Source organism: uncultured Vibrio sp., from assembly GCF_947488985.1.
In the GTDB taxonomy this organism is placed as follows: domain Bacteria; phylum Pseudomonadota; class Gammaproteobacteria; order Enterobacterales; family Vibrionaceae; genus Vibrio.
In genome coordinates this window covers 69,703-80,138 of record NZ_CANLBV010000007.1, presented here as the reverse complement: position 1 = coordinate 80,138, position 10,436 = coordinate 69,703, and the positions used below count along the sequence as shown (strand labels likewise).

Genomic DNA, 10,436 nt, shown 5'->3' with positions numbered 1-10,436 from the left:
TAGGCTACTTCCCCCTCGCCGCGATTAAAACGCTTTTATCTCGAACAAAATTTAACCGCGAAAGGTCAACACGCCCTGAGTTAATCAATGAGGACCGAATGGTCCTCATTTTGCTATTTAGCCCACAGAAAACCTTAGTTTATGTAGGTAAATTGTAAACAATCCCGTTAATCAATTGCATGACCCACTCTATGAAAAACAGTCACTCAAATAACACCAGCCACTCTAAGAAAAACATCGTTGTACTCGTTTCAGGAAGCGGAAGTAACTTACAGGCCATTTTGGATGCCTGTGATAGCAATATGATTGATGCTTCCGTTAAGGCTGTCTTCTCAAACAAAGCAGAGGCTTTTGGATTAGAACGCGCGAAAACCGCAGGGGTTGACGCACATTCAGTGAATCCAAAAGACTTTGGTTCACGTGAAGAGTTCGATCGTGAATTGATGATTCAGATTGACGCCTACCAACCCGATTTGATCGTACTTGCGGGATACATGCGTATCCTAAGTTCCGACTTTGTTCGTCACTATGCGGGGAAAATGATCAATATCCACCCTTCTCTATTACCGAAATACCCAGGCCTACACACCCACCAGCGTGCGATTGACGCACAAGACAAAGAGCACGGAACTAGCGTCCACTTTGTGACCGAAGAGCTCGATGGTGGGCCAGTGATTTTACAAGCTAAGGTTCCGATATTTGAAGATGATGATGCGGATATACTAGCAAGCCGAGTGCTGACGCAAGAACACTGTATTTACCCTATGGTTTGCAAATGGTTTGCTGAAGATCGTTTATCCATGGTCAAAGGGCAAGCTACCTTAGATGGCAACGCATTAGGAAAAAGCGGTTACGCAGAAGAGTAATGAATCAAAAAGGCCGCTCACTGACTTATAAGTACAGTGAGCGGCCTTTTATTTGAACGGGGTAAATACGATGGTTAAACGCTCAGCTAATGCGTATTTACTCTAGCTCAATGCTTCGGTTGGGGCTTGGCTCGCAACCTTCTTCGGCGCATACGCAACATCTTCTAGCGCTTGATGATTATTGCCAATCAACTCACCAAAATGAAACAGCGCATATTCGCCAGGCTTCATTCTAGACCAAGCTTCGTTGTCTGTTAGAGGCTGAGTAGCAACCACGGTAACTACATCATTCGGTGTGGTTTCTTCTTGGAAGTTAATCTCCACATCTTCATCAATCAGACTCGCTTTACCAAAAGGGGCGCGTCGTGTTATCCAGTACAAATGATTGGTACAGTATGTCATCACATACTCACCATCACTCAACAACATGTTGAACACACCTTTTTCTCGCAGCTGGTCACAGCACTCAGCCACAAAGCGAAACATACCTTCCATGTCTTGAGGTGGCTCAGGAAAACGATCTTCCAGCTGTTTCAGTAACCAACAAAAAGAGAGTTCACTGTCCGTCTCACCGACAGGTCTGAAGCGACCACTCACGAGATCATCGTAATCCGTTAGCTGACCATTGTGAGCAAAAGTCCAGTATCGCCCCCATAGCTCACGAGTAAAAGGGTGAGTATTTTCTAGATTAACGCCACCACGGTTTGCTTGACGGATATGACTGACAACAGCTTGGCTTTTAATTGGGTAGTTTTGCACCAATTCAGCGATCTTGGACTCACAACTTGGGTTCGGATCCTTAAATGTTCGGAACCCCTTCCCTTCGTAAAAGGTAATACCCCAGCCATCGCGGTGCGGGCCAGTATTGCCCCCACGCTGCATCAGACCTGTAAAGCTAAAACATATATCCGTTGGCACATTCGCGCTCATACCGAGCAATTCACACATGGCTTACTCTACTCCCTATTAAAACCAATGGAGCCAAAGCTTTGCTCCAAATGTCCGTATAACTATTATTCCATCTCTTTTTCAACAAGCTGAATCACAATATGAATGATCTTAATGTGAACCTCTTGGATGCGATCTGCATAACCAAAATGGGGAACTCGGATTTCGATATCAGCACAACCTGCCATTTTTCCGCCGTCTTTACCGGTTAGCGCAATGGTCTTCATACCTTTCGCTTGCGCGGCTTCAATCGCTTTCAAAATGTTGCCAGAGTTGCCCGAGGTCGACAAACCAAACAGCACGTCTCCCTTTCGGCCAACGGCTTCTACATAGCGAGAAAACACGTGATCGTAACCAAAGTCATTACTCACACAAGATAAGTGACTCGGGTCTGAAATTGCAATACCAGCGAAACCAGGGCGATTCTCACGGTATCGACCAGTCAACTCTTCTGCAAAGTGCATTGCATCACAGTGAGAGCCACCATTACCACAAGAAAGTACTTTACCCTCTTGCTTGAATGAGTCCGCAATCATTTTAGCCGCCGCTTCAATTTGAGCGATGTTATGGTCATCACTCAAAAACTTGTTCAGAACGTCAGCAGCTTCGTTCAATTCACTTTTGATTAGGTCTTGGTACATAAGGCTTATCTCTTATATTTTTTTACGCAACGGATAGATGCGTGAAATGAGAGCTGAGGATTTTCCCCTCTTTATAGCTGAGTTTACCCACAAACATGAAATTGTGTCGACACTTAAGCCCAAAGATTACCACCTTTATTAACCTGCAATTGCAGATCCGTCCAAATATTCGCCACCAACCTCTCACAATTAGAACTTTAACTCTATTGAGATCACTTTTTATTCAACTTGGTATTTTACAAATATTTAATCTTTTGTTTACACTTAACTGGTTAGACCTCTTATCTACACTCATAACTATAAATGATCTCTGAAAAGGAAATCGATCATGAACATATTGCTCTCCCTACTCGGCATGACAGCCATCTTTGGCGTCTGTCTTTACCATAGAGTTAGTCTGGTGCGTGCATTAGTTGTATTAACTGGCGCAATGGTAGTATTCACCCTGTCTGGCGGCGTGGCTTTTACTGGCTGGCTTGGTTATCTGTTAGCCGTGGCGATCTTGGCTGTCCCTACCATTCGCCAAACCCTAATCAGTCAAAAAGCGCTCTCTCTATTTAAGAAAGTGCTTCCTGCGATGTCGCAGACCGAAAAAGAAGCATTAGAAGCAGGCACCGTATGGTGGGAAGCTGAGCTATTTAAAGGCAAACCTGAATGGAAGAAGCTTCAGAGCATTGCTGATCCTAAGCTCTCTGAAGCTGAGCAAGCATTCTTAGATGGCCCAGTAAATACCGTGTGTGAAATGGTCAATGATTACCAAGTGACTCATGAGCTTGCTGATTTACCACCAGAAGTCTGGCAATACCTGAAAGACCACAAATTCTTCGCGATGATCATCAAGAAAAAGTACGGCGGTTTAGAGTTCTCAGCCTACGCTCAATCTTTGGTGCTACAGAAGCTAACAGGCGTATCGAGTGTATTGTCATCGACGGTTGGCGTGCCTAACTCATTAGGCCCTGGTGAACTATTACAGCACTATGGGACAGAAGCCCAAAGAAACCACTACCTGCCGCGCCTAGCGGAAGGTAAAGAAATCCCGTGTTTTGCCCTAACCAGCCCAGAAGCAGGATCGGATGCCGGCTCAATCCCTGATTACGGCGTAGTATGTAAAGGTCAATGGCAAGGCGAAGAAGTTCTTGGCATGCGCCTTACTTGGAACAAACGTTACATCACCCTAGCGCCTGTCGCGACCGTTTTGGGCTTAGCCTTTAAACTGCGCGACCCGGATGGCCTGCTCGGTGGTGAACAAGATCTTGGTATCACGTGCGCCCTTATCCCAACCGATTTACAAGGCGTGAAAATAGGTAACCGCCACTTCCCACTTAACGTACCGTTCCAAAATGGTCCGACACAAGGCAACGACCTCTTCGTGCCTATAGATTACATCATTGGTGGTCAAAAAATGGCGGGACAAGGCTGGCGTATGCTGGTTGAATGTCTGTCGGTTGGTCGCGGTATCACTCTGCCTTCTAACTCAACCGGCGGTATCAAAACCGCAGCCCTTGCAACTGGCGCTTATGCTCGTATTCGTCGTCAATTCAAACAACCAATCGGTCGTATGGAAGGGGTTGAAGAGCCACTAGCACGCCTCGCGGGGAATGCCTATGTCATGGATGCCGCCAGTAACCTAACCGTTGCCGGTATCGACCTTGGCGAGAAGCCTTCGGTTATCTCAGCCATCGTTAAGTACCACTGCACTCACCGTGGCCAGCGCAGCATCATTGATGCGATGGATATCGTCGGCGGTAAAGGCATTTGTTTAGGTCCATCGAACTTCTTGGCGCGTGGCTACCAAGGCTCACCAATCGCGATTACCGTGGAAGGGGCCAACATCCTGACTCGCTCAATGATCATCTATGGTCAAGGCGCAATTCGTTGCCACCCTTATGTTCTGAGTGAAATGGAAGCCGCCTATTCAGAAAGCAACGACGCATTGGATAGGTTTGATTCAGCGTTAGCCGGTCACATGAGCTTTACCTTAAGTAACCTAGTTCGCAGCTTGTGGTTTGGCTTAACCGATGGCCGAGGTTCAGATACGCCGACACCAACAAATAAAGCCGACAAACAGACGCAACGTTACTACCAACAATTGAACCGCTACAGTGCAAACTTAGCGCTGGTTTCTGATATTTCAATGGCGGTTCTTGGCGGCTCACTGAAACGCAGAGAGCGCCTATCGGCGAGACTGGGCGATATCCTAAGTCAACTCTACCTAGGTTCCGCAACCCTGAAACGCTTTGAAAGCGAGGGCAGTCACACGGAAGATCTGCCGCTAGTCCATTGGGGGATGCAAGATAGCTTGCGTCAAACAGAGGTGGCGCTTGATGAATTCTTAGCGAACTTCCCTAACCCTGTGATTGGCCGTGTACTGCGGGTGGTGCTAATGCCATTTGGCCGTATTCGCCGCGCACCAAACGACAAGTTAGACAGTCAAGTCGCGCACATCCTACAAACACCAAGTGAAACCCGCTCACGTATCGGCCGCGGTCAATACCTAGCCGATACTCAATACAATGCTGTCGGTAAGATCGAGAAAGCGCTGGAGGTTATCCTCCAAGCAGAGCCGTTATTCGACAAAGTGTGTAAAGAGACGCATCAAAAACGTGCCTTTTTACGACTTGATCTGGTCGCTCAATTGGGTCTTGAAAAAAGCATCTTAACCCAAGAAGAAGCAGACCTTTTGATTAGCGCTGAAGAGCATAGACTGTACACCATTAATGTTGATGACTTCTCGCCAGAAGAGCTTGCAGCAAAGTCACAGTATTCAGACCCGTCGATTAATAACGTCGCTTAAGGTTCAAAAGATGGGACTCCCATGAGCCTAATGCCAATCAGTTAGAGTCAAATTGATTGGCATTAAGGCTCCGGGCTGTCGCTTCGTTTAAAGGCTTCGTTTAAAAGCTTCGCTTCGGCGAAGCTTTTTTGTTTGTAGGGGACTCTCGTTCTAGAGCAACAAATTCGACATGAATCATATTTTTCCCCATGCACTATTCTATAATCGAGAAATATGCTAGCATTTGTAATACAAAAATATTAATGCACCGGCGGTGCTAATATTAGTCTAAAATAATTTTATGGGTAAGCTCTCCCTTTGAGACTTGCTTGTTATTGATAGCCAAAAGTAACTCAACAGCTGTTGAGGTTTAACGCCCAGCAATGTTGACTATTTTTGTCGCACTGAAAGCAAAAAGGTAAAAACATGTTTGTATACAACAAAGACGTTGTTCTTGAAGAGTTTGATAACGGTCCTTCACGTAAAGTTATGGCTTACAGCGATAACATCATGACCGTTGAAGTGCACTTTGACACTGGTACAGTAGCAGCAATGCACCAACACCCACACGAGCAGCTAACTTACGTTGTTTCTGGTAAGTTTGAGTTCACTGTTGGTGACGTTACTAAGATTGTTACTGCTGGCGACACTATCTACAAAGAGCCAAACATCATGCATGGTGCTACATGTCTTGAGAAAGGTATTCTTATCGATAACTTCACGCCAATGCGTCAAGATTTCGTATAAGAAGACCAAAGAACCCGCTATTATCAGGGCTCGAAAAGTTTATCAGGCTCCGCAGTTGCGGAGCCTTTTTTTATTCCTTATCACAAACTTTAATGCCGGCGCTATTGAGGCTATATATCAAGATAACTCACATTACTTAGGCGCTTTGAGTTGCATCTCTGGCTGAGCGTTCTTCTTCGCCCTCACTTTACGCATCACAAGCCAAATCAGCACCCCCAGTAGAATGGCGAGCACATTGCCCACTGCAATAATCACCATACTGCGCTGCCTTTCTTGTTCCCGCTTCTGCAGTATCATTCGCTCGGTCGCGATGCGTTGTTGCTCGGCGAGTGCTTGCGCTTTCATGCGTTGAGACTCAACGACATCGATATCTTCAACCACACTGTATGACTGTTCGCTAATAGGAAAAATCAGCGAGCGTTGACTGGAGACATCGGTGGCGTAAACCATCCCCGACCAGTTATAAATGCCGACACGTCCTGTATGAGGTATATTTATCGGTACCGCCACCGCATCGACGTCGGCTTGGCCTTGCGGATAAATCACATACTCATCTGGGGACTGGTGCTCAATGTGAACTGCTAACGAGCCCGGCGCTATCACCCCCAGCTCACCAGTCACCGCGATAGTATGCGGTACTCCCTCTTTACGAGACTGAGTCAGAGTCGTCGTGATAGGGGTTGGATAGACCAACACCTCTTGCTCTTGTGCTCGCAAAAATACGCCATTGCCCGAAGTGATTCGAGCTCGGTACTTACCCGGTTCAATGTCGATCGGCAACGACACCGTGAACACACCATCTCCGGCGACTTCGTCAAGATCAACGCCATCATCAGCAAATTCACCCATTACCACGGGAACCGGACGCGCCTCTTTGATCAAGGATTCTTCATTTTCAACAAACTTAGTAAAGGTCACCTTCAGTTTAACGCGTTCGAGAAAATCACGTAGCACCAGAGGCTGACTGTCAGATGTCAGACGAGCGGTAAATTTAAGGCGCTCAGTTTGATAGAGCTTATCGGGAAACTCATCGACACCCAAAGCAAGGTTAGATAGGAGTTTGATATTGTTCTTAGGGGAAACTTTGCCTATCGCTTGCCAAGGGCCGGGCATTGGATTGTCAATAGAAATAATGTCCATTGACGATTCTTGATACCAGCGGACATTATCAGCGTTGCGCCACGAATAGTATTTCTTGCCGTCAGGACGCACCAAAACGACGGGTTTAGAGTTATCGGCTCGATACACCACAAAGGTGATCTGCTCTATACTTGGATCCACTCTAAATCGGTTATCCAATAAGCTCATTACCGACTCTGTTGCCGCTTGTAAACTAAAGCTCAACAGCAATAAACCGGTAGCCAATACCCTTAACATAGTTTCTCCCTACTGACGCCAGAGGCAGCTTCCGCTTTTCTCGACGAGATCTAAACGACTTTGATGCGCTTCTACTTCATCGGCCGTCGCTCGTAAAACCTTTAGAGATTTTCGACCACTTTCTACTCTTCGTATGCTTTCGGCTTCGCCTTCCTGCTGACCAGCGTTAAATTGTAACGACGTTTGACCACCCGTCATCAATAGGTAGACGTCGGCTAGGATCTCCGCATCGAGCAATGCGCCGTGGAGAGTACGATGCGAGTTATCAATGCCATAACGGTCACATAAGATATCGAGGTTGTTTCTTTTACCCGGGAATATCTTTTTTGCCATGTCCAAGGTATCGGTAACTTTACAGTAGTCATCTGTTTTACCAATCGCTGGGTTTAGCTTCTCAAACTCATAGTCCATAAAGCCAGTATCGAAGGGCGCATTGTGAGCCACCAGCTCAGCACCTTTGATAAAGTCGAGAAACTCTTTATGTATGTCTTGATATTCTGGCTTATCAACTAAGAATTCATCAGTAATACCGTGAACGCCAATCGCCTCTTCTTGAATCGCACGATCGGGCTTGATGTAGACATGGAAATGACGCCCGGTCAGCCTACGGTTGATGATCTCTACCGCACCGATCTCGACAATGCGGTGCCCGAGATAATGAGGGCCGCCTTCGGTATTCATACCGGTGGTTTCGGTATCGAGTACGACAATACGCTTATTTTCGTTTGAACTGTTTTTTTCGTTCGCGCTCGTTTCTTCGGGAGAGCGTTGTTCTGGAGTGCTACTGGTATTCATAAGGATAACTGTGTCAGACTATGCCGATAATGTGCTTGAGGTAATAGTATCAAATCATGACGAAACAAGTTGAAATTTTCACGGATGGTTCGTGTTTAGGCAACCCCGGTCCTGGCGGCTACGGGATCGTACTGCGCTATAAAAAAGTCGAGAAAACACTTGCAGAGGGCTTCACCCTAACCACCAATAACCGAATGGAAATGCTGGCTGCTGTCGTGGCTCTTCAAGCGCTTAAAGAGCCTTGCTCGGTGATTCTGACCACAGATAGCCAATATGTACGCCAAGGCATCACGCAGTGGATTCATAACTGGAAAAAACGAAACTGGCAAACCGCCGATAAGAAGCCGGTGAAAAACGCCGACCTGTGGCAAAGGCTCGACAAAGAAACCGCGCGCCATGATGTTGATTGGCGCTGGGTTAAAGGGCACGCAGGCCACCGAGAAAACGAAATGTGTGATGATTTAGCCAGAAACGCCGCAGAAAATCCAACTCAAGAAGATAGCGGCTACCATCCCAATTAATCGTCTTTTAAAATGAGACGCACATTTCAGAAACCAAATCAGAATCACTTAAACTGATTAATAATTTCTAACCGAACTGACAGATGAAAAGCCGACCACTCGTCGGCTTTTTCTGATTTTAACGGATATGGCGATTTTTTAGCGGGCATGACGCTTTGGCTGAATCCAATGTACGACGCGTGTTGGTTCGAAAGCTTGCGCCAACAGGCGAGAAGCGCCGTTTAAGGTGCCAATGTGGCTTGATAGGTTTAAGCGGGTAAGTGCGCTTGCGAGCGACGATAAAATACTGGCTTCCGGCGAAGGATGCACAGCCACCTAAGCAGTTCTCTAACCAAGTCCACATCGCTTGATACTTACTCATAGGAAACAGTGCATAGGTATCACAATGGATCACTTCATAATTAAGGACACCTAACCAGTCTTTAATTCGGCTAGGGGTGTACATGCGCCCACTCCAAGGCAAGCTATGCTTACGCCAAGGCATCAAACTAGCAAGCCCCGTGACACTCAACGGATTAAAGCCAGTGATAATAATATAGCCATCATCCATCATCACTCGGTCGACCTCTCTTAATAGCCGATGTGGGTCGTTGTTATAATCTAATTGATGACTCAGCACCACAACATCAAAACTTTTCTCCAAAAAGGGTAAATTATAACCATCCGCTACCACATTATGTAATGGGTTCTGGATATCTAGGTTTACTTGATGTTGAATGTTGCATGTGCAGCTAGAAATCTCACAGCTGAGACCGCCGAGCTTGAGCATATGGTAGCCAAATAGCTTTGGGCACCATTCATCGAGTCGAGTCTGAATAGACTCTCTCAACCAGTCCCCATTGTGCAATTGTGCCCAAGTATAAGGACGCTCAAACTTCTTACTGCTACGCGCTGGCTTCATCAATAATCGGTCTCACTTATTCTGTATCACTAAAAGTGACTGGAGAAACAATAATGTTACATATCAAAAGCATACCTGCATTTAACGATAATTACATCTGGCTGATTCAAAATAGCGATCGCCGTTGTGCTGTCGTCGACCCTGGTGATGCGACTCCAGTGTTAGAGTACTTAGCGCACCATCAGCTAACTTTAGATGCAATCTTGATTACACACCACCACCATGATCACATTGGTGGCGTTCCAGAGCTGGTTCGACAATTTCCCGGGGTTGATGTTGTGGGCCCACAGAATGAGCCTATCCCTACCTTAACTCATCCAGTGGATGATGGTGATCAGCTAGAGTTGTTTGATGAGATATTCCTTGTTCTAGGGCTAAGCGGGCATACTGCAGGCCACATCGGTTATGTCGGTGATGCCAAGTTGTTTTGTGGTGATGTACTATTTTCAGCGGGCTGCGGCCGAATCATGGAGGGCACCCCACAACAAATGTTTGATGCACTGAACAAGATCACGGCGCTTCCTCAAGAAACGGAAGTCTATTGTGCACATGAATACACAGCAGCTAATGTCGCTTTCGCACTGGCGGTTGAACCTGATAACCAACATCTACAGCAATATCGCGATCAAGTAAACCGACTTCGCGCTCAAAATAAGTCGACCTTGCCGACAAATTTACGACAAGAAAAATTGATCAACCCTTTCTTGCGCTCCACCGAACCAAGTGTAGTGAAATCAGTATCTAATCGTACCGAGCAGGCCGATCCGTTGTCAGTGTTCACCGCTTTACGTGTGTGGAAGAACGAATTTTAACAAATACAGACTTGTCACTCATAGGGAGTGACAAGTATTATCAGCAACCGTTTAT

The 10,436-nt window shown here is 46.4% G+C and carries 10 protein-coding genes; 5 read left to right on the top strand and 5 right to left on the bottom strand.

Annotation, left to right across the window (positions count from 1 at the left end; all coding sequences use genetic code 11):
* Positions 1–191 precede the first annotated feature (191 nt).
* Positions 192–866 (top strand): phosphoribosylglycinamide formyltransferase, encoded by a 675-nt coding sequence (purN, locus tag Q1A70_RS02975; RefSeq protein ID WP_299686862.1) that lies wholly within the window; start codon positions 192–194, stop codon positions 864–866.
* A gap of 102 nt (positions 867–968) precedes the next feature.
* Here the strand turns inward: purN and Q1A70_RS02970 are convergent, their stop codons facing one another.
* Both Q1A70_RS02970 and lpcA read right to left on the bottom strand, forming a co-directional pair.
* Positions 969–1,814: a class II glutamine amidotransferase gene (locus tag Q1A70_RS02970; protein ID WP_299686860.1), complete on the bottom strand. Its 846-nt coding sequence runs from the start codon at positions 1,812–1,814 to the stop codon at positions 969–971.
* A gap of 65 nt (positions 1,815–1,879) precedes the next feature.
* Positions 1,880–2,455: a D-sedoheptulose 7-phosphate isomerase gene (gene lpcA, locus Q1A70_RS02965; RefSeq protein WP_299686858.1), complete on the bottom strand. Its 576-nt coding sequence runs from the start codon at positions 2,453–2,455 to the stop codon at positions 1,880–1,882.
* Positions 2,456–2,783: 328 nt separating this feature from the next.
* On the opposite strand from lpcA, the gene fadE reads away from it, so the two are divergent.
* Both fadE and Q1A70_RS02955 read left to right on the top strand, forming a co-directional pair.
* A complete protein-coding gene (fadE, locus tag Q1A70_RS02960) occupies positions 2,784–5,249 on the top strand; it encodes an acyl-CoA dehydrogenase FadE (protein ID WP_299686856.1) in 2,466 nt (821 codons plus the stop codon).
* 405 nt (positions 5,250–5,654) lie between these two features.
* The gene (locus Q1A70_RS02955) at positions 5,655–5,975 is read left to right on the top strand and encodes a cupin domain-containing protein (protein ID WP_299686854.1); all 321 of its coding nucleotides are present in this window, start codon (positions 5,655–5,657) and stop codon (positions 5,973–5,975) included.
* 132 nt (positions 5,976–6,107) lie between these two features.
* Here the strand turns inward: Q1A70_RS02955 and Q1A70_RS02950 are convergent, their stop codons facing one another.
* Both Q1A70_RS02950 and dnaQ read right to left on the bottom strand, forming a co-directional pair.
* On the bottom strand, positions 6,108–7,352 hold the full coding sequence (locus tag Q1A70_RS02950) for a TIGR03503 family protein (RefSeq protein WP_299686852.1): 1,245 nt from the start codon (positions 7,350–7,352) through the stop codon (positions 6,108–6,110).
* A gap of 9 nt (positions 7,353–7,361) precedes the next feature.
* On the bottom strand, positions 7,362–8,147 hold the full coding sequence (dnaQ, locus tag Q1A70_RS02945; RefSeq protein ID WP_299686850.1) for a DNA polymerase III subunit epsilon: 786 nt from the start codon (positions 8,145–8,147) through the stop codon (positions 7,362–7,364).
* A 56-nt stretch (positions 8,148–8,203) separates the two neighbouring features.
* Here dnaQ and rnhA point away from each other — a divergent pair, with 56 nt between their 5' ends.
* Positions 8,204–8,668: a ribonuclease HI gene (gene rnhA / locus Q1A70_RS02940; RefSeq protein WP_299686848.1), complete on the top strand. Its 465-nt coding sequence runs from the start codon at positions 8,204–8,206 to the stop codon at positions 8,666–8,668.
* A 118-nt stretch (positions 8,669–8,786) separates the two neighbouring features.
* On the opposite strand, the gene Q1A70_RS02935 is transcribed toward rnhA, so the two are convergent.
* Positions 8,787–9,569 carry a class I SAM-dependent methyltransferase gene (locus Q1A70_RS02935; RefSeq protein ID WP_299686846.1) on the bottom strand — a complete coding sequence of 261 codons (783 nt, stop codon included), beginning with the start codon at positions 9,567–9,569 and terminating at the stop codon, positions 8,787–8,789.
* A 53-nt stretch (positions 9,570–9,622) separates the two neighbouring features.
* On the opposite strand from Q1A70_RS02935, the gene gloB reads away from it, so the two are divergent.
* Positions 9,623–10,381, top strand: a complete 759-nt coding sequence (gloB, locus tag Q1A70_RS02930) for a hydroxyacylglutathione hydrolase (RefSeq protein ID WP_299686844.1) — start codon at positions 9,623–9,625, stop codon at positions 10,379–10,381.
* The last annotated feature ends 55 nt before the right edge of the window (positions 10,382–10,436 follow it).

Coding starts and splice junctions, on each gene's coding strand:
- purN (WP_299686862.1), top strand. CDS start 192: ATGAAAAACAGTCACTCAAATAACACCAGCCACTCTAAGAAAAACATC.
- Q1A70_RS02970 (WP_299686860.1), bottom strand. CDS start 1,814: ATGTGTGAATTGCTCGGTATGAGCGCGAATGTGCCAACGGATATATGT.
- lpcA (WP_299686858.1), bottom strand. CDS start 2,455: ATGTACCAAGACCTAATCAAAAGTGAATTGAACGAAGCTGCTGACGTT.
- fadE (WP_299686856.1), top strand. CDS start 2,784: ATGAACATATTGCTCTCCCTACTCGGCATGACAGCCATCTTTGGCGTC.
- Q1A70_RS02955 (WP_299686854.1), top strand. CDS start 5,655: ATGTTTGTATACAACAAAGACGTTGTTCTTGAAGAGTTTGATAACGGT.
- Q1A70_RS02950 (WP_299686852.1), bottom strand. CDS start 7,352: ATGTTAAGGGTATTGGCTACCGGTTTATTGCTGTTGAGCTTTAGTTTA.
- dnaQ (WP_299686850.1), bottom strand. CDS start 8,147: ATGAATACCAGTAGCACTCCAGAACAACGCTCTCCCGAAGAAACGAGC.
- rnhA (WP_299686848.1), top strand. CDS start 8,204: ATGACGAAACAAGTTGAAATTTTCACGGATGGTTCGTGTTTAGGCAAC.
- Q1A70_RS02935 (WP_299686846.1), bottom strand. CDS start 9,569: ATGAAGCCAGCGCGTAGCAGTAAGAAGTTTGAGCGTCCTTATACTTGG.
- gloB (WP_299686844.1), top strand. CDS start 9,623: ATGTTACATATCAAAAGCATACCTGCATTTAACGATAATTACATCTGG.